Source organism: Microbacterium sp. JC 701 (assembly GCF_021026215.1).
GTDB lineage: Bacteria > Actinomycetota > Actinomycetes > Actinomycetales > Microbacteriaceae > Microbacterium > Microbacterium algihabitans.
The window spans coordinates 1,169,093-1,186,300 of the sequence record NZ_JAJNCV010000001.1 but is presented as its reverse complement, the minus strand read 5'-3'; the positions used below and the strand labels follow the sequence as shown (position 1 = coordinate 1,186,300).

At 72.8% G+C, this 17,208-nt stretch carries 16 protein-coding genes; 6 read left to right on the top strand and 10 right to left on the bottom strand.

All coding sequences use genetic code 11. The features are described from left to right. The first annotated feature begins 12 nt into the window (after window positions 1-12). Window positions 13-843 (top strand): RDD family protein, encoded by an 831-nt coding sequence (locus LPW41_RS05635; protein ID WP_230704318.1) that lies wholly within the window; start codon window positions 13-15, stop codon window positions 841-843. Between the two features lie 71 nt (window positions 844-914). Here LPW41_RS05635 and LPW41_RS05630 read toward each other — a convergent pair whose 3' ends face one another. Continuing rightward, complete coding sequence (locus tag LPW41_RS05630) at window positions 915-1,121, bottom strand: DUF3499 family protein (protein ID WP_136587001.1); 207 nt, start codon at window positions 1,119-1,121, stop codon at window positions 915-917. 64 nt (window positions 1,122-1,185) lie between these two features. Beyond that, complete coding sequence (locus LPW41_RS05625; RefSeq protein WP_154096025.1) at window positions 1,186-1,683, bottom strand: MarR family winged helix-turn-helix transcriptional regulator; 498 nt, start codon at window positions 1,681-1,683, stop codon at window positions 1,186-1,188. 87 nt (window positions 1,684-1,770) lie between these two features. Here LPW41_RS05625 and LPW41_RS05620 point away from each other — a divergent pair, with 87 nt between their 5' ends. Next, window positions 1,771-2,700 (top strand): NADP-dependent oxidoreductase, encoded by a 930-nt coding sequence (locus LPW41_RS05620; protein ID WP_230704317.1) that lies wholly within the window; start codon window positions 1,771-1,773, stop codon window positions 2,698-2,700. A gap of 105 nt (window positions 2,701-2,805) precedes the next feature. Next, window positions 2,806-3,240 (top strand): hypothetical protein, encoded by a 435-nt coding sequence (locus tag LPW41_RS05615; RefSeq protein ID WP_230704316.1) that lies wholly within the window; start codon window positions 2,806-2,808, stop codon window positions 3,238-3,240. A gap of 15 nt (window positions 3,241-3,255) precedes the next feature. Here LPW41_RS05615 and LPW41_RS05610 read toward each other — a convergent pair whose 3' ends face one another. From LPW41_RS05610 to manA, 4 genes are all read right to left on the bottom strand, one after another. After that, window positions 3,256-4,647 carry a DUF5719 family protein gene (locus LPW41_RS05610; RefSeq protein ID WP_154096026.1) on the bottom strand — a complete coding sequence of 464 codons (1,392 nt, stop codon included), beginning with the start codon at window positions 4,645-4,647 and terminating at the stop codon, window positions 3,256-3,258. Then, window positions 4,644-7,487, bottom strand: coding sequence for a glycosyltransferase (locus LPW41_RS05605; RefSeq protein WP_230704315.1), 2,844 nt, complete (start codon window positions 7,485-7,487; stop codon window positions 4,644-4,646). Before LPW41_RS05605 ends, LPW41_RS05610 begins: the two co-directional genes overlap by 4 nt. A gap of 86 nt (window positions 7,488-7,573) precedes the next feature. Next, window positions 7,574-7,897 (bottom strand): WhiB family transcriptional regulator, encoded by a 324-nt coding sequence (locus LPW41_RS05600; protein ID WP_144828863.1) that lies wholly within the window; start codon window positions 7,895-7,897, stop codon window positions 7,574-7,576. Between the two features lie 155 nt (window positions 7,898-8,052). Then, on the bottom strand, window positions 8,053-9,213 hold the full coding sequence (gene manA, locus LPW41_RS05595) for a mannose-6-phosphate isomerase, class I (RefSeq protein ID WP_230704314.1): 1,161 nt from the start codon (window positions 9,211-9,213) through the stop codon (window positions 8,053-8,055). A 62-nt stretch (window positions 9,214-9,275) separates the two neighbouring features. On the opposite strand from manA, the gene LPW41_RS05590 reads away from it, so the two are divergent. The 3 genes from LPW41_RS05590 to LPW41_RS05580 are packed head-to-tail and all read left to right on the top strand — an operon-like array spanning window position 9,276 to window position 12,996. Continuing rightward, window positions 9,276-10,676 (top strand): O-antigen ligase, encoded by a 1,401-nt coding sequence (locus LPW41_RS05590; protein WP_230704313.1) that lies wholly within the window; start codon window positions 9,276-9,278, stop codon window positions 10,674-10,676. Continuing rightward, window positions 10,673-11,986, top strand: a complete 1,314-nt coding sequence (locus tag LPW41_RS05585) for an O-antigen ligase (protein WP_230704312.1) — start codon at window positions 10,673-10,675, stop codon at window positions 11,984-11,986. The genes LPW41_RS05590 and LPW41_RS05585 overlap by 4 nt, the downstream gene beginning before the upstream one ends. Next, window positions 11,983-12,996, top strand: a complete 1,014-nt coding sequence (locus LPW41_RS05580; RefSeq protein ID WP_230704311.1) for a glycosyltransferase family 2 protein — start codon at window positions 11,983-11,985, stop codon at window positions 12,994-12,996. The genes LPW41_RS05585 and LPW41_RS05580 overlap by 4 nt, the downstream gene beginning before the upstream one ends. On the opposite strand, the gene LPW41_RS05575 is transcribed toward LPW41_RS05580, so the two are convergent. Genes LPW41_RS05575 through LPW41_RS05560 form a run of 4 tightly spaced genes read right to left on the bottom strand, consistent with a single transcriptional unit; the run spans window position 12,981 to window position 17,186 of the window. Then, window positions 12,981-13,721: an ABC transporter ATP-binding protein gene (locus tag LPW41_RS05575; protein ID WP_144828869.1), complete on the bottom strand. Its 741-nt coding sequence runs from the start codon at window positions 13,719-13,721 to the stop codon at window positions 12,981-12,983. The two genes, LPW41_RS05580 and LPW41_RS05575, sit on opposite strands and share 16 nt — an antisense overlap. Beyond that, window positions 13,721-14,512: an ABC transporter permease gene (locus LPW41_RS05570; RefSeq protein WP_144828871.1), complete on the bottom strand. Its 792-nt coding sequence runs from the start codon at window positions 14,510-14,512 to the stop codon at window positions 13,721-13,723. Before LPW41_RS05570 ends, LPW41_RS05575 begins: the two co-directional genes overlap by 1 nt. A gap of 26 nt (window positions 14,513-14,538) precedes the next feature. Further along, on the bottom strand, window positions 14,539-16,563 hold the full coding sequence (locus tag LPW41_RS17030) for an acyltransferase family protein (RefSeq protein ID WP_230704310.1): 2,025 nt from the start codon (window positions 16,561-16,563) through the stop codon (window positions 14,539-14,541). Further along, window positions 16,560-17,186: an SGNH/GDSL hydrolase family protein gene (locus tag LPW41_RS05560; RefSeq protein WP_230704309.1), complete on the bottom strand. Its 627-nt coding sequence runs from the start codon at window positions 17,184-17,186 to the stop codon at window positions 16,560-16,562. The genes LPW41_RS17030 and LPW41_RS05560 overlap by 4 nt, the downstream gene beginning before the upstream one ends. Between the last annotated feature and the right edge of the window lie 22 nt (window positions 17,187-17,208).

The window sequence follows — 17,208 nt, the reverse complement described above, 5'->3', positions numbered from 1 at the left end:
TCAACTGTACGCATGGCTTCGTCGTCGACCCCTGTTCCCGCGGTCGCTCTCGTGCACGAGAGCGCCGAGGAGACGTTGACGGGCGAGGCCGTCGCGCTCGACGTGCAGCCGATCGGCTTCTTCCTGCGCGCGGTCGGATGCCTCATCGACTTCGTCGTCGGCGTCGTGGTGCTCATCGGCGGGGCCATCCTGCTCACGGCGCTGGTGACCAACGGGGCGCTGCCCGAGTCGGCGATCGGCATCGGCGTCATCTCGCTGTTCGTTCTCGTGATGGTCGCCATTCCGACCGTGGTCGAGACCCTCTCCCGCGGCCGCAGTCTCGGCCGGCTCGTGGTGGGCGCGCGCATCGTGCGCACCGACGGCGGGGCCGCGGGCTTCCGTCAGGCCCTCATCCGCGCGCTCACCGGCGTGCTCGAGATCTGGTTCACCTTCGGCGCGGTCGCCGCCGTGGTGGGCATGTTCACCCCGCGCGCGCAGCGCCTGGGCGATCTGCTGGCCGGCACCGCGAGCGAGCGCACGCGCACGCGCCGCCTGCCCCCGCCCGCTCCCGGGTTGCCCCCGGGTATGGAGGCGTGGGCGGCCCTCGCCGACGTCTCACGCCTGCCCGACCGGCTCGCCGCGCGCCTGGCGCAGTTCGTGCGGGGCGCCGACGCCCTCGAGCCCGCCGCACGGGCGCGCGTCGCCGCGTCGCTGGCCGAGTCCGTGCGCCCGTACGTCTCGCCCGTCCCCCCGGTGGATGCCGAGATGCTCGTGCGGGCGGTGTCGTCGGTGCGCCGCGACCGGGAGTACCGCGCCCTGCTGCTCGAGAACGAGCGGGCCGCGGCCCTCACCGAGAAGGCGTGACCGCGTAAGTCGGCGGTGATCGTCGCCGCGGCGGCGACGCGTGTGTCACGCCCGGGAGGGCGGGCAGCCGCTCAGGCGCGCAGCGTCTCGTGCCGCACGACGACCCAGCCCTTGGGAACGGAGAGGCGGTCGGCGTGGATCGCGCACAGATCGTGGGCGTGCGGATCACCGGCGGGGCCCAGCGGGCCGAGGGCCGCCATCTGGTCGCCGTAGTCGTAGGTGAGGGTGCTCATCGCCTCGCGGGCACATCCCACCTTCGAGCAGAGTCTGTCGCGCATCGCGGTCAGCTTAGCCACCCCCTCCGACACCGCGACGACGCCGCGCCGCGCATCGCCCGGCGCGTCATGCCTTGCGTCGACGCGGGGCGGCGGAGCGCGGCGGATCCGCCCGCAGGTGATCGGCGGCGCGCTGCAGGATCCGCCCCAGGTCGGCGATGTCGGCGTCGGTGAGCGACGAGAACAGCAGGCGGTGCAACGCATCGATGTGGCCGGGGAAGACGGCGCCGAGCACGTCGCGCCCCGCCGAGGTGAGGGCGACCACCACGCTGCGCTCGTCGTCGGGTGACGGCGCCCTCGTCACCAGCCCCCGCCCCTCGAGCACCTGCGCCTGGTAGGTCAGTCCGCTGCGACTGTAGACGACGCGGTCGGCCAGATCCGTCATGCGCAGGCGCCCGTCGGGACTGTCGCCCAGGGTCGCCAGCAGCTGGAACTGCACGTAGCTCAGATCGCCGGCATCGCGAAGCTGCTTCTCGACCGCGTGCCGAAGCAGGCTGCTCACCTCGGTGAAGGCGAAGTACGCCTGGAGCTGCGTGGGGGTGACCTCCGCGGTGTTCCGTGTCATATCGAGATCCTATCTTGCTTCGAGTTCGTAGCAGTGTTAGCGTTCCGGTATTGCTTCGAATCCAAAGCACTTACGAGAGGACACCCCATGAAGGCCATGCGATTCCACGAAGTGGGCGGACCCGACGTCCTGCGACTCGACGACGTCGAGCTGCCGGCCCCCGGCCCGGGGCAGGTGCGACTGAAGGTCGCGGCATCCGCGTTCAACGCCGCCGACAACGGCATGCGTGCCGGGTTCCTCCCTATTCCCGTCGAGCTCCCCCACGTGCCCGGCTATGACGTGTCGGGTACGGTCGATGCGATCGGTGCCGGCGTCGACGACCTCGAGATCGGCCAGCCGGTGGTCGGGTTCCTCCCGATGCAGACCGACGGCGGCGCCGCGGAGTTCGTCGTGGCCCCGGCCGACGCCGTCACGGCTGCTCCCCGCGCCGTCGATCTCGTCGATGCAGCGGCCCTCCCTTCGGTGGCACTGACCGCGTGGCAGGCGCTGTTCGACGACGGCGGGCTCCGCGCCGGCCAGCGGCTGTTGATCGTGGGCGCCGGAGGAGCCGTCGGCGTCCACGCCGTGCGCCTCGCCCACCGCGCCGGGGCGCACGTCATCGCGACGGCGAGCCCGCGCAGCCTCGACGCCGTGCGTGCGGCGGGAGCCGACCAGATCGTCGACCGCACGCGCGCCTCACTGCTCGACTCCGTCGCCGAACCCGTCGACGTGCTGCTGAACCTTGCCCCTCTCGACCCCGACGACTTCGCCGCCCTGGTCGCCCTCGTGCGCGACGGCGGGGTCGTGGTCAGCACCACGGCGTTCATGGCGACCCCGGGCGACGACCGCCGTGGCGTCGACGCCAAGACCGTCTTCGTCCGGGCCGACACCCCGCGGATCGCCGAGATCGTCGCCCTCGTCGACGCGGGAGAGCTCACCGTCGAGGTCGACCGGCGCATCGACCTCGTCGACCTGCCCGCTCTGCACGCCGAGGCCATGGCGGGACGCATCGCCGGCAAGGTCGTCGTCGTCCCGTGAGTCGATCGCGGTCCGCCTCGGCGTCTCCCGCGCCGATGCCGACCCGCGGGCCGTCCGGCGTCCGCCGGATGACCGCGGGTCGGCCCGCGAACGTAGGATGAACGCATGATGCGTCGTCGGTCCCGCGAAGCGCGACCCGTGGCCCGCCCCTCGCGTCACGGTCGGCACGGTCGCGAGAACCGCAGCCCGATCGTGCGGCCGCCCCTCCCCCCGATCGACACCCGCGTCGAGCGCTTCGACGTCGCCGTCGGTGCGGCGGCCGAGTTCCTGCGCTCCGCATGGTCCGATCTGCGCGAGGTGTCGTTCGAGATCGGCATCATGCCACCCGCGGCAGCCGACGGCATCCCGCGCTGGACGGTGCTGCGCGACGAGAAGCGCATCATCCTCTACCGCGTGCCGATCGAGCGGCTCGGTCACCCGCACCACGACGACGACCTGCACCGCCGCATGATGATCGAGGGCGCCGTGTTCCGCGCCGCCGCCGAGTACCTCGACCGCGACCCGTGGGACCTCGGTCCCGAGCGGTTCCGCTTCTTCTGAGCCCGACCCGCGCGGTCAGGGCAGGATCGTGAGCGCCCCGGCCGCGGCATCCGCGGGCCACAGCGGGTAGGCCGCCAGGGCCCCCGTGCCGGTGTACGACACCGCGGCGCGCACCGGCTCCGCCGACTCGAGCCGGTAGATCCCGGATGCCACGGCGACGGCCGCCGTGCCCCCCGCGGGAACGGCGGTGGTGATCGCCTCGCCGCCGTCGACGGGAGTGAGCGTCACGGAGGCGTCGGCGTCTTCGGTCGCCAGCACGATCGACGAGCCCACGCCGGGCGCGACGGCGACGACGGTGGGTTCGGTGATGCGCGGAGCGGGCACGTACCAGGCGAAGTCGGCCCCCTCGCCAAACCCGGTGGTCGACCAGGTCGCCCCGACGATCGGGGCGGTCGCCGAGACCTCGACCGTGTATGCGCCGGCCGCGAGGCCCGAGAGGTCGAGCGAGGTCGGCAGGCCGGCGGTGAGCGGAACGTCGGTCGGAGCGGCCTCGGCCCCGGCGGCGTCGACGGGGATCACGCGCACGGTGGCGGTGGCATCGGACCCGGGCGACAGCAGACGCACGATCGTGCCCGCCTGGCCCTCTCCGGTGGTGAGCACCTGCACGCCGGGCATGACCAGACGCGTGTCGGCCTGGGCGAGAGGGGCGACCTGGTCGATGCCGCCGGGCAGCAGCAGGCGCGTCAGGCTCGCCTGCAGCGAGGCGTGCACCGGGGCTCCCGACGACACGACGCGCACGACGGGGCTCTCCTCGCCGAGAAGCAGGCCCGCGAGCGGCACGACCTTGCGCTCGCGCGCCGGGACGACGAGGTTCTGGCCCCCGGGTGGGGTCGACACGCCCTGCGCGCCGTACACCGACAGCTGCACGGTGGCGGGCACGTCGCCGGGGTTGGCCAGCACGACGAGGTCGTTCGCGCCGGTCGTCGACGCTCCGCCGACCAGCCACGACTCGGCCTCCGGCGGGCGGCACGCGGATGCCGAGAACCCGACGAGGTCGTCGGAGGCCACGGTCGCCGATCCGGCGGCGGCCAACGGCGTCTCGGAGCGGTCCTGGGGCGCCGCGCGCAGCGCCTGGGCGTCGCCGTCGGCATCCGCCGTCGCTCCGGAGAGCTGCTCGGCCTGGGCGTCGGCGTCGGCGGGGCCGCTGACGAGCTGCTGCGCGGCGGCGGCGCTCAGCCCTCCGGCAGAGTCGGCGCTGCGCCCGAGGGCGAGCAGCGGTCCGTCGCACGCGAGCACCGTGTCACCGGGGGCGGGGGTCGACTCGACCCGCACGGGGGTGGCGGTGTACGAGGGCCACGGCGCGGCGATGCCGACGACTGTGCCGACGACGGCCGCGGTCGCCACGGCGGTGCCGGCGACGACGCGGGCGCTCGTGGCGGCGAAGCGGGCCATGCGGTTCTCGCTCATCGCGATCCTCCCGAGCTCGGACCGACGATGCGGGGCGTGCGGCGCGCGGTCCGCCGCGAGGCGGCCGTGGGCACGGCGAGCAGCAGAGCCACCAGCAGCACGCCCAGGGAGCCGGCGGCGACCACTCGCTGCAGACCCAGTCGGTGCGCGTCGAGTTCGGGACGCGGGGTCACCTCGGCGTTCACGCGCCAGAGGTCGCCGCGCGAGGTCTCGCCGACCGGGTCGAGCGAGTCGCGCTGGTCGAGAGAGGTCGCCGCCCCGAGGCGCGTGCCGCGGATGACGTCGTCTTCGCCCGCGGGCGCCGACTCGAGCAGCACGAAGGCGATGCCGTGGGCGGCCAGGCGCGACACCACGTCGTCGGACGACGGGGTGACGAGGTCGGCGGCGAGATCGGCCAGCTCGAGGTCTTCGGGCGTCGGCGAGGTGCGGGTGGCCTGCAGGGTGCTCTGGCCCGACAGCGTCGCGCTGCCGCCCCAGACGACGTCGACGCGCAGGCCGTCGGCGCGCGGGTCGAGCACGATCGTGCCCAGATTCAGCGACCCGCGCCCCTCGGCCGCGACGAAGGCGGGCAGGGTCGACACGGGTCCGTTGACGAGCGTCGATCGGCCCGATGCCTCGGTCGCCACCTGAGCGGTCAGCGCGGGAGCCACGCTGACGGCGAGCGCGACCAGGGCCACCAGAGCGCCGAGCGGTCGCAGCACGGCGACGCGCGCCGGAACCCCCGCGTCGAGGGCGACCAGGGCGCCCCCCACGAGCCCGATCCACGCGAGACTGAGCCCCGCGCCCGGCCACAGCGGCACGGCGACCGAGTGGTCGAACGAGAGGGCCACCCCGACGGCGGCGAACGCGGTCGCCAGGCCCGTGGCCGTGATCAGGATGAGGCCGGATGCCGTGATCCACCGCGGCGTGAGCACCGCCAACACGGCGAGCACGGCCAGCGGGGCGACGAGCAGGCCGACCCACCACACCGAGCCGCCGGTGAGCGACACCCATCCGCCCGGGTCGGAGGTGGGGAAGCCCGCCGCGAGCAGCGCTCGTCCGAGCGGGTCGGCGGTGGCCTCGGCGCCGCGGTACGGCACGCCGGGGTCGGCGAGGAGGGCCCACGGGTCGCCGGCGCGAAGGCGCGTCCACACGAGGGGCGCGAAGATCACGGCCGAGGGCACGAGCAGCCACACCACGCGGGCGATGCCGCGTGCGGCCACGAGGGCGACGACGACGAGCGCGGCCGACCACAGCACCACCACGGCGGGGGCCAGCGAGGGCGCGCACGCCAGCACGCCCACGAGCAGAACGGATGCCGCTCCGGCCGGGGCCCACGAGCGGTGCGCGACGCTCGCGGCGTAGAACAGCCAGGGCAGCAGCAGGTGAACGAGCACGCCCGCCGGTCGACCCTCGACGATCGCGGCGAGGAAGGTCGGCGCGAGGGCCCAGGCGAGTCCGCCGACGATGCGCAGCAGCGACGACTCGGTCACGCGCGTGGCGGCGAACCATCCGCCGAGCACGGCGAGCGGCAGGGCGAGCACCCACAGCACGACGAAGGCGCGCGAGGGCTCGCCGGGCGAGAGGGTGCCGATGAGGGCGACGAGGCTCGAGAACGGGTCGGCGGGGCCGATCGCGTCGAGGCCGAGGGGGCGGGCGCCCCACGCGGCGTCCTGCCACAGCTGGGTGACGTTAGCGCGCAGCGGCGCCAGAGCTCCCCCGCCGAGCACCGGCCAGGCCAGGAGCGGGAAGAACAGCGCCGCCGACACCGCGAGGGTGCCGAGCACGGTCCACGCCCCTCCGCCGACGAAGAACCGCAGCTCCGACCGCACGGGGGCCTCGGGGTCGGCGACGTCGCCCTCGAAGCGCAAGCGCATCTCGGAACGCGTGACGCGCAGCGGCGCGAGACGCGACCACCCCACGACCCGCGACGTGCGGATGCGGCGGCGGGCGCGGGCGACGGCCGCGGGCCGCGCCATCACGAGCAAGGTGGCGCCCCACTCGGGGAGCACCCGGTACGGCACCTTCGTCACCAGGTGCAGGATCGTGCGCCAGAGCGCGAGCGGCAGGAACGACAGCCAGTGCAGCAGCACCGTGGGCGCGGGGGCGTAGACGAGACGGCGATGCAGCTGGGCGGTGCGGGTCGCGAACGCGCGGCGCCGCGCACGACGCCGGCCTCGCGCCATCGCGGCCACGCCGTCACCGGCGACCGCCACGCGGGCGGTCGGCACGAGAGAGACGAGGTGGCCGGCCAGGCGCGCGCGAACGCCCAGATCGAGGCCCTCGTCGGCTCCGCCGAGAGCGGGGTCGAGACCGCCGAGCTGCAGCCATGCGTCGCGACGCACGAGCATGCCGCGCACGTCGGCGCCGAGTACGTCGGCGTCGCCGTCGCGCTGTCCCTGGTCGAGTTCTCCGGCGGCGAGCTCGACGGCTCCCCCGTACCGGTTCATGCTCACGCCGAGAGAGAGGATCTCGTCGCGGTCGTCCCACGCGATGAGCTTGGGGGCGGCGACCACGAGCGAGGGCGAGAGCTCGAGCGCGCCGGCGAGGCGCACGAGCGCGTCGGGGTCGGGGGCGGTGTCCTGCGCGAGCAGCCACACCGCATCTCCCGTGAGTCGGGGCGTCGCGAGGGCCGTCGCGACGGCGAAAGGCGTTCCGGCGGGGGCGGTGATGACGCCTTCGGCACCGGATGCCGCCGCCAGTCGCGTCAGCGCCGAGTCGGCGCCGCACAGCACGATCGTCAGCGCGTCGACGGGTCGGGTCTGCGCCGCGAGTGCAGCGAGGGTTCTCTGCAGATGCTGCGCGGCGGGCGTGCGTCCTTCAGGGCGCACGACGAGGAGGGCGTGTACACGGGCGGGCATGACGCGGATCAGCCTAAGCGCGGTCGCGGACGATCGCGGACGCCGCGCCGTCGCCGACGGGATCGCTCAGGCGGGTGATCGACCGCTCAGGCGCGACGCTTGAGCTTGCGGCGCTCGCGCTCGCTGAGGCCGCCCCAGATGCCGAAGCGCTCGTCGTTCTGCAGCGCGTACTCGAGGCACTCGGTCTTGACGTCGCACGAGGTGCAGATGCGCTTCGCGTCGCGCGTCGAGCCGCCCTTCTCGGGGAAGAACGCCTCGGGGTCGGTCTGCGAGCACAGCGCGTCGGTCTGCCAGGCGAGGGTGTTCTCTTCGACGGCGTCGATGTCGCGACGGACGCCGGGTACGCCGAGATCGACCGGATCAACGAACCAGTTGTCCGGGACTCCGGACCGGTACTGCGATGTCGCCATCTCGTCCTCCGCCTCGTTCACGCCCCCATGACACGTCTTCTGACGATGTGTCGCGCAGTCATAATTACACCCGTGTGATTCGCGAGAGTCAAGTCGCGGATCGTAAACCCTCAAGGCCGACGTGAACCTTTAGACGAGCGCTCGGCGTGTCGCACTCAGCTCCCGGGCATCGCGACGAAGACCTCGCCACCGCCGTCGGTCGTCAGCGGCGTCTCGTCGGGCGTGACGAGCGCGGCCTGACCGGGGGCCAGCGTGATGCTGCGGCCCGACGAGCCCTTCACGCGTGCCTCTCCCCCGACGCAGAGGGCGATCGCGACACCGGAGAGTTCCAGCACAGCCGTGTCGCCACCGGCGATGAGATGCCCGAGGGCGAAGTCCGCGATGCCCGGCGCGAAGACCTCCGCCTGCGGACCGGCCGGCGCGGGACGCAGGAACGGCGGGTCGGCGGGCGCGAAGTCGACGAGGTGCAGAAGCTCGTCCACGTCGATGTGCTTGGGCGTCAGGCCGCCGCGCAGCACGTTGTCGCTCGCGGCCATGATCTCCACACCGAGACCGTCGACATAGGCGTGCAGCACGCCGGCGGGCACGAAGATCGCCTCGCCGCGGCGCAGGTGCACGAGGTTCATCAGCAAGGCGACGACGATGCCCGGGTCGGCCGGGTAGGCCGTGTGCAGCGACCGCACGAGGGCCAGCTCGGCGGCGAAGTCGTCGGACGAGGCCGAGGCCGCGGCATCCACGATCTGGGCCACGTCCGCGGCATCCGCCTCTCCGAGCACCCAGCCGATCGCCGCGCGGAGCGCGTCGGGGGCGGAGGCGGCGGACAGGTGGCCGCGCAGCGTCGAGACGGCGGGCGCGTCGCCCAGCACGTCGATCAGCGCGCGAGTGCGCTCGAGGTCGCGGAGCCCCGCGAGGGCGGTGAACGTCTCGCTCAGGGCGACGATCACCTCGGGCTTGTGGTTGTCGTCCTTGTAGTTGCGCTCGGCGGCGTCGCGCGCGACGCCCGCCCCCTCCTCACGGGCGAAGCCCTCGACCGCCTGCTGCTTCGAGGGGTGCACCTGGATCGACAGCGGCGCTCCGGCCGCGAGCAGTTTGAGCAGGTAGGGCAGCTTCGCCGGGAGCCCGTCGCCGGCCGCCGGCAGCCATCGGTCCAGCGTGAGCCCCGACCCGTCGTGCACCTCGGCGGGAGAACCGGGGTGGTCGCCGAACCACACCTCGGCCTCGGGCGCCCCCGACGGCTCGCGGCCCTCGAGGTCGGCGAGCAGCGTCGGGCTCCCCCAGGCGTAGTCGCGGGGCGTGTTCGAGAGGGCGATCAGCACGGCGTCAGCCTACCGGCCGGGCCCCCTCGTCTCCGGATGCCGACGGGTACCCTGAGATCACCATGGCGATGTACACGAATCACCCGGTGTCGGCGTTGCCGACGGCGCCCCCGCGCGAGACGACGGGGCACCTGCTGCTGCGCGCCTGGTGCGTCTTCGTGCTCGTGCTCGCGCTCGGCGGCGTTGGGCTCGTCAACGCCGTCGGTCCGGTCGTCACCGCGGTGGTGGTCGTGGCCTCGGCCGTCGTCTCGGCCGTCGTCTGGCTCGTGACGCGCCCGCCCTTCGCCGTGCGGCGCCTGCCCTGGCTGGCGTTCGGATACGTCGCGTGGGCGATCGCCTCGCTCGCGTGGAGCGCCTGGCCCGCGGCATCCGCCCTCACGCTCCTCCTGCTGGTCATCACGACGTTCCAGGGGCTCTTCGTCGGCGCCATGCTCACGTGGCGCGACGTCGTGCGGGCTGTCGCGTCCGCGGCGAAGTGGATCGTCGGTCTCTCGCTGTTGTTCGAGGTCGCCGTCTCGCTCATCGTGCGCGGCCCGCTCCTGCCCGGATTCGTGGTGCCCTCCGAGCGCATGGACCCCATCGTCTACTGGTCGCGCGACAACCTCTTCGACGGCGGTCGCATCCAGGGCGTGTTCGGAAACGCGAACCTGTTGGCCGCCGTGATGCTCGTCGCCATCATCGTCTTCGCCGTGCGCATCGCCGCGGGCGCGCCGCGCCGCGCCCTGCTGTGGGTGTGGATCGCGATCGCCGCCTTCCTCTTCGTGCGGGCGGGATCGGCCACCGCCTTCATCGCCGCGGCCTTCGTCGCCCTCGTGCTGGGCACGGTGCTGGTCATGCGCACCGCACGACGCCCCGGCGAGCGCACGCGCTGGTACCTGCTCTACGCCGCGGTCGGGCTCGGCGGCGGGGCGGTGCTGTGGTTCGGCCGCGACGCCCTCTTCGGCGTGATGGGCCGCGGAGCCGACCTCACCGGCCGCGAGGGGATCTGGGCCGACGTGATCGCCCGCGCCTCGCAGCATCCGTTCGTCGGCTGGGGCTTCTCCACCCCCTGGATCGCCACCGAGCCCCTCTTCGACGGATGGATCGTCGACCACGGCCAGACCGTCGTGCAGGCGCACAGCATGTGGCTCGACGTCTTCCTGCAGCTCGGCGGGATCGGTGTCGCCCTGCTCGGCCTCGTGTACCTCGCGTACGTGTGGCGGTCGTGGTTCTTCGCCGTCGACCGCCCGCGCTGGGACCTGCGCGACGACCGTCCGCACTCCCCGCTGACGCTGCTGCCCACCCTGATCGGTGCACTGCTCGTCGTGCAGGGGCTCACCGAGTCCGGCCCGCTCCTGCTGTGGGGCTGGATGTTCGTGGTGCTGTTCGGTGCGAAGATCAAGCAGACCTCGCTGGTCGGGGTGGGACCGAGCGAGCAGAGCATCTCGATCGAGCGCGGCGAGCTGCCGAGACCCGCACCGTGACCGGCGCGCCGGACGCGCGGCGCCCGCTTCCTCCGCTGTCGTCGCCCGCGTTCGCGCGCGCCTTCGCCCTCGCGGTGTTCGCCGCCGTCTTCGCCCGCTTCGCCATCGTCGCGGTCGCGGGAGAGGTCACCTGGGCCACCATCGTCGCCGGACTGTGCGCGGTGGGAGCAGCCGTGCTGTACGCCCGTCGCGACGAACTCGAGCTCGTTCGTCTCGCCCCGACGACGCTCGTCCTGCTGGTCGCGTGGGCCGGCGCGAGCGTGTTCTGGAGCCCGAGCGCGACCCATTCCCTCGGCGGCTGGTCGGCCTTCGCGGCGCTCGCGTTCCTGGCGGTCGTCCTCGGCCACGTCCGCGACGCCCTGCAGACCGTGCGGGCTCTCGGCGACGTGGTGCGCTGGCTGCTGGGCATCTCGCTCGCGCTCGAGGTGCTCAGCGGCATCCTGCTCGATCTGCCCATCCCCTTCCTCGGCATCCAGGGCGCCATCGCCGAGCTGGGTCCGGTGCAGGGGATCTTCGGCACCCGCAACGCGCTGGGCTTCGTGACGGTGATCGCCCTCATCACCTTCCTCGTGGAGTTCCGCACCCAGTCGGTGAGCGTGGCCACGGCGATCGCCTCGGTCGTGCTCGCGGGTACCCTCGCGGCGCTGAGCGGCTCGCCCACCGTGATCGTCGTCGCCGCCGCGACGGGGGTCGCCGCCCTCGCCCTGTGGACGATGCGACGCGTGCCCGCCGCATGGAGGGGACGAGCGCAGGCCGCGCTCGGCTCCGTCGTCGTGGTGGGGATCGCGGGCGCGTGGGCCTTTCGCGCCCCTCTCGTCGACACCCTCGGCGCCGGAGCCGATCTGACGCTGCGCACCGACCTGTGGGCGCGGCTGGTGCACCTGAGCGAGATGCGCCCCGTGCAGGGCTTCGGCTGGTTCGGCGAATGGGTGAACGACGTCGTGCCCTTCGCCCTGGTCCCCCTCGGTCTCGGCGAGACGCACGCCTCCGCGCTGAACGCCTACCTCGACGTGCTCCTGCAGCTCGGCGCGGTGGGCCTGCTGCTGTTCGTCGCCCTCGGCGGGCTCGGGCTCGCGCGCGGGTGGCTCGTCGCGAGCGATCGCCGCTCGGTCGTGCACGCGTGGGCGCCGCTGACGCTGGTCGCCCTGCTGACGGTGTCGATGTTCGAGAGCTTCACCCTCACCGGCGCCGGCTGGCTGCTGCTGGCGCTGTGCGCGGTGCGCGCGGGCCAGTCGCGGTCGTGGCGCGAACGCCTCGAACAGCGCATGGCGTCCTCACCGACGGGAGGCTCCGAGGAGGGCCGGTTATGATCGTGCGTGCTATGACCGCGCACGCCGACGCCACCCCGATCCCTGCGGATTCCGCATTCGACCCGTCGTCGGCGACCATCGTCGTCGTCACCTACAACCGCACGCACCTGCTGACCCGCCTGCTCGACAGCATCGAGCGGATGGATCCCGCGCCCGGGCACCTCGTCGTGATCGACAACGCGTCCACCGACGACACCACCGCGGTGGTCGAGTCGTACCGCGACCGGCTCCCCACGACGCTGGTGTACCGCCGCCTCGAGACCAACACGGGCGGTTCCGGCGGCTTCAGCGAGGGCATGCGCGTCGCCTACGAGCTCGGTTCCCAGTGGATCTGGCTGATGGACGACGACGTCGAGGTGGTCTCCGACGGCCTCGCGCGCATGGGGCACTGGGCTCCGCGCTTCCGCAGCATCCAGGGGCGCCGCTACGACTACGACGGCAGCGAGTTCTACTGGCAGTACCGCGTGGCCGAGTCGATGGCGATCCCCATCCCCTTCGCGCCCGCCGGCTTCGACTCGTCGGGGTACAAGCCGATGAACTCCGGATGCTTCGAGGGCATGTTCATCCACCGCGACATCGTCGCGCGGATCGGCCTGCCCGACCCCCGCTTCTTCATCTACTGGGACGACCAGCTCTACGGCTGGCTCGCCTCGCGGCAGACCCCGTCGGTCATCGTGAACGAATTCGTGCTGCGGCGCACGCGCGAGATCAAGCAGTGGGACATGGGCATCCGCCACATGAACGCCTCGAGCGACGCGTACCGGTACTACATCATGCGCAACCGCGCGTACCTGCAGAAGTACTACCGCGAGCTCGGCGTCTACCGGCCGCTGCCCTTCGCCGCGGGCACGGCGCTGACCTTCGTCAAGGAGCTCATCCGCCTGGTCGTGGTGGAGCGCAAGGCCAAGGGCACGAGCCACCTGTTCCGTGGACTCCGCGACGGACGCCGCATCTCGCGCGACGCGTCGTGGAAGCCCATGCCGCCGCTCGCGCCTCAGCCCGTCGCGTAGTCGACGTTGTAGCGCTCGAGCACCTCGGCGATCGGGGCGTCGAGCACGAGGGCGCCCTTGTCGAGGTACAGCCCGCGCGTGCAGAAGCGGCGCAGGTCGCGTTCGTTGTGGCTGACGAAGAACAGCGTGCGCCCCGCGGCGAGCAGCTCGTCGATGCGTCGATAGCACTTCTCGCGGAACGCGCGGTCGCCGACGGCGAGCACCTCGTCGACGAGCAGGATCGGCTCGTCCAGCTGCGACACCACGGAGAACGCCAGGCGCACCTTCATGCCGTTCGACAGGTGCTTGTAGGGGGTGTCGACGAAGTCGCCGATCTCGGCGAAGCCGATCATGTCGTCGAAGCGGCGCGACACCTCGGCACGCGGCATCCCGTGCAGTCCCGCCGTCAGGCGCACGTTCTCGCGCACCGTGAGGTCGCCGACGAAACCGCCGGTGATCTCGATGAGCGGGGCCACTCCCCCCTCGACCGTCACCTGCCCCTCGTCGGGCAGCAGCACCCCGGCGACGAGCTTGAGCAGCGTCGACTTGCCCTGGCCGTTGCGCCCGACCACGCCGATCGACTCCCCCGGCTCGACGCGGAACGACACGTCGCGCAGGGCCCAGAACTCGTCGGGGCGCGAGCGTCGCTCGGCGCCACCGAACAGGTCTTTGAACGAGCGGCCCCCGCGGCGGTTGCGCCGGAAGCGCACGCCGAGGCCGTCCACCTCTATGGCGGGACCGGACATCACAGCTCCTTCAGCACGGGACGCTCGAGCCGGGGGAAGACGAGAAGACCGAGACCCAGGATGCCGAGGCTCACGGCCGCGCCCACGACGACGGTCAGCGTGTCCCACTGGTCGGGGAAGAACCCGACACGGTACAGGGTGAAGATGCCCGACAGCGGGTTGAACGCCGCGATGTCGGCGAAGACCCCGGGCAGGTTGTGCACGCCGTAGATGATCGGCGAGGCGTAGAACAGCGCCCGCAGCACGAGGCGCGTGGTGCGCTCGAGATCGCCGAACATCACGCACAGCGGCGCGATGATCAGGCCGAGCCCCACCAGCAGCGCGGTCTGCAGCACCACGGCGAGGGGGAAAGCCAGCAGGGCCCACGACACCTGCGCGCCGCCGAACACCGCGAACAGCACGAGCACCGGGAGCGAGAAGAAGAACTCGACGCCCTTGCTCACGACGATCCTGTCGACCCAGATCCAGCGCGGGATCGAGGTCGAGCGCACGAGCCGGGCGTCCTTCTTGAACGCCTTCGTGAAGTCGCTCACCGCGGAGTTGAACCACACCCACGGCAGCAGCGCCGTGATGAGGAACACGATGTAGGGCTCCTCCCCCACGGTGCGGTGGAACACCTGGGTGAAGACGAACCAGTAGATCGCGCTCATCACGAGCGGATCGAGCACCGACCAGAGGTACCCCAGCGCACTCGTGGAATAGCGCACGCGCAGATCGCGCGCCGACAGCAACCACAGCGAGTGGAGGGAGCGCCGCACCGATCCGGGGGCGCCGACGGCGGCGGGGGTCATCCGCACGATTCTACGCGAGCGCTCCCTCAGCCGATCGGGATGCCCGGGATCTCGGCGAGAGCCGCGCGGACGGCGGGGGCGAGACTGCGGGCGTAGGTGCCGCTGAGGTGGTTGTCGTCGAGGTAGACCGCCACGTTGCCGATCGCGGCCCGGCAGCGCCCCTCGGGGCAGAGGTACTCGGTGAGATCGAGCAGTGAGACGTGCGGATCGTCCGCGAGCGCGATGGCGGGGTTCGCGGGTGCCTGAACCGTCGCGAGGTCGCGGCCGCACTCGTCGGGGGTCTGCTCCAGGCAGGTGTACATGTCTTCGTGGAACCGCGGGTTGTCGCGCATGAGCAGCACCTCGGTGCCCGAGGCGACGACCCCGTCGATCACGCGACCCAGCCCCGCCGGGACGCGCTCCTGATCGGACTCGGGCACGGCCTTGGTGCCGATGAACATCGCGACGGCCGCGGGGAGGGCCACCGTGTACGCCGCGGCTGCGGTGCGCCACTCGCGGCACTCGTCGTCGGCGTCCTCGTCGGGGGCGAGCGAGCACCCGCCCTTGAGCAGGGCGACGACGTTCCAGCCGTCGTCCTGCAGCACCGGCAGAAGGGCGCCCAACCACTGCTGCGCGTGCGAGTCGCCCACCGCGATGAAGGTCGGGGCCGCCGGGTCGACGACCGTCTGCACGCACGACCCGTCGAGACGATCGTCGTCCGGCGCGAACGCGTCGTCGCACGGGCCGTCGAGGGCGATCCACTCGTGTTCGAGCTGCGTGCCCAACGGCGCGAGGGGGGCGTCGTCGTCGGCCCGGGCGTCGGTCCAGGGCATCAGCACCTGTGCGCCCGGGTTGGCCTGGGGGCTGACGCCGGCGGCCTGCACAGCGGATGCCGCCTGCCACGACGCCAGTGGAAGGGCGACCACGAGCAGCGAGACCACGACGAGCCGTGCGTCGCGAGCCGTGGAGGTGCCGATGCCGCGCGCGACCGCGCGGACGCCGCGCGTGAGCAGCCATGCGGCGACGAGCGACAGCGCGATCACGACCAGCCCCTCCGCGATCGACACGCGCGTGGAGTCGACGAGCACCATCGTGGCGACGAGGATCGGCCAGTGCACGAGGTAGAGGGCGTAGGCGATGCCGCCCACCGCCGTGACGGGGCGCGAGGCGAGCAGCGCGGACGCCCCGGCCGGACGCTCGGCGCGACCCGCGACGATGAGGGCGACGGCGGCGAGGGTGGGCCACAGCGCCGCCACGCCGGGGAAGCCCGCGCCCACGTCGAGCACGAGTCCGCAGGTGACCAGGGCGACGACGCCGACCCACCCCAGCACCAGGCCGAGCACGCGACCGACGTGAAGTCGCGGCACGATCAGCGCGGCGAGCGAGCCGAGGGCGAACTCCCACAGTCGGGCCCAGGTGTCGAAGTAGGCGGCCTGCTGCGCCACCGTCGTCACGACGACGGAGTAGGCGAACGAGACCGCGAACACGGCGCCGAAGAGGATCGCGAGGACGCGGCGGACGGACCACTGCATCCTGCGGGCGAGCACCGCACCCGCGACCAGCAGCAGGGGCCACAGCACGAAGACCTGACCCTGCACCGACAGCGACCAGAAGTGCTGGAGCATGCTCGGGAAGGTCTCGGTGCGCGCGTAGTAGTCGACGGCCGCCTCGGTGAGCGCCCAGTTCTGCCAGTACGTCAACGACGCCCACGCCTGCTCCCAGACGGCTCGCCATTGCGAGCTGGGCAGGGCGAGGGCGGCGAAAGAGAGCACGGCGGCGATCGTCAGCGCGGCCGCGGGAAGCAGTTGGGCGAAGCGCCGCGCCCAGAAGGCGGGCAGCGTCGCGAGCGACAGGGTGTCGGCCCGCCGCAGGAACGACCCGGTCAAGAAGTACGCCGACAGCAGCAGGAAGACGTCGACCCCGCCCGAGACCCGGCCGAGCCAGACGTGGTACACGACCACGAGCAGGATCGCGAAGGCCCGCAGGCCGTCGAGGTCGGCGCGTCGACCGTCCACCGTCGGGCGCGCACGCTCGGTGCGGCGGGAGGTCGTGTCGACGGAGGGCGTGGTCACGGGGCACCCAGATGCGCGGCGACGGCGTCGCCCGCCGCGGCGTAGCCCTCACGTGTGGCGTGCACGCCGTCGACCGTCGACGCGGGCACCCAGGTGCCCTCGGCCGTGCGCGAACCCGTCCAGGGGTCGAAGAAGTCCCAGCCGCGAGCGGTCGCCTCGGCGCGCAGCTCGGCGTTCAGCGCGGTCGCTTCGGTGGCAAGGGCGTCGAAGGGGGCGATGGCCAGCACCAGCACCTCGGGTGCGTCCACGTGCGCGGCGATGGCCGCGAGGTTCTCGCGCACGGTGTCGGTCGCGACCCCGGTGGCGAGGTCGTTGGTGCCCGCCATGACGATGAGCTGGTCGACGTGCGGGTCGAGCGCCTCGACGCCCGCGCGCATCGCGCCCGTGGTCGCCCCGTCGACGGCCCACCCCTCGACCGGGGCGAACGCGCCCGCCGGCAACCGGGAGGCCCAGGCGTCGCCGGACTGCCGCCCGGTGGCGAACGTGCCGCGGAAGCCCGTCGAGTTCGAGTCCCCCACCACGAAGACGCTGCGAGGAGCGGGCGACACCGAGGCTCCCGATTCCGCGGTTGCGGATGCCGTCGGACCCGCCGTCGCGGCGCAGCCGGCCGTGACCGCTGCCATCAGCAGCAGTCCGACGGACGCG

What these genes read in the sequence shown, in the direction of transcription:
- LPW41_RS05635 (WP_230704318.1), top strand. Translation starts at nt 13, where the DNA reads ATGGCTTCGTCGTCGACCCCTGTTCCCGCGGTCGCTCTCGTGCACGAG.
- LPW41_RS05630 (WP_136587001.1), bottom strand. Translation starts at nt 1,121, where the DNA reads ATGCGCGACAGACTCTGCTCGAAGGTGGGATGTGCCCGCGAGGCGATG.
- LPW41_RS05625 (WP_154096025.1), bottom strand. Translation starts at nt 1,683, where the DNA reads ATGACACGGAACACCGCGGAGGTCACCCCCACGCAGCTCCAGGCGTAC.
- LPW41_RS05620 (WP_230704317.1), top strand. Translation starts at nt 1,771, where the DNA reads ATGAAGGCCATGCGATTCCACGAAGTGGGCGGACCCGACGTCCTGCGA.
- LPW41_RS05615 (WP_230704316.1), top strand. Translation starts at nt 2,806, where the DNA reads ATGATGCGTCGTCGGTCCCGCGAAGCGCGACCCGTGGCCCGCCCCTCG.
- LPW41_RS05610 (WP_154096026.1), bottom strand. Translation starts at nt 4,647, where the DNA reads ATGAGCGAGAACCGCATGGCCCGCTTCGCCGCCACGAGCGCCCGCGTC.
- LPW41_RS05605 (WP_230704315.1), bottom strand. Translation starts at nt 7,487, where the DNA reads ATGCCCGCCCGTGTACACGCCCTCCTCGTCGTGCGCCCTGAAGGACGC.
- LPW41_RS05600 (WP_144828863.1), bottom strand. Translation starts at nt 7,897, where the DNA reads ATGGCGACATCGCAGTACCGGTCCGGAGTCCCGGACAACTGGTTCGTT.
- LPW41_RS05590 (WP_230704313.1), top strand. Translation starts at nt 9,276, where the DNA reads ATGGCGATGTACACGAATCACCCGGTGTCGGCGTTGCCGACGGCGCCC.
- LPW41_RS05580 (WP_230704311.1), top strand. Translation starts at nt 11,983, where the DNA reads ATGATCGTGCGTGCTATGACCGCGCACGCCGACGCCACCCCGATCCCT.
- LPW41_RS05575 (WP_144828869.1), bottom strand. Translation starts at nt 13,721, where the DNA reads ATGTCCGGTCCCGCCATAGAGGTGGACGGCCTCGGCGTGCGCTTCCGG.
- LPW41_RS05570 (WP_144828871.1), bottom strand. Translation starts at nt 14,512, where the DNA reads ATGACCCCCGCCGCCGTCGGCGCCCCCGGATCGGTGCGGCGCTCCCTC.
- LPW41_RS05560 (WP_230704309.1), bottom strand. Translation starts at nt 17,186, where the DNA reads ATGGCAGCGGTCACGGCCGGCTGCGCCGCGACGGCGGGTCCGACGGCA.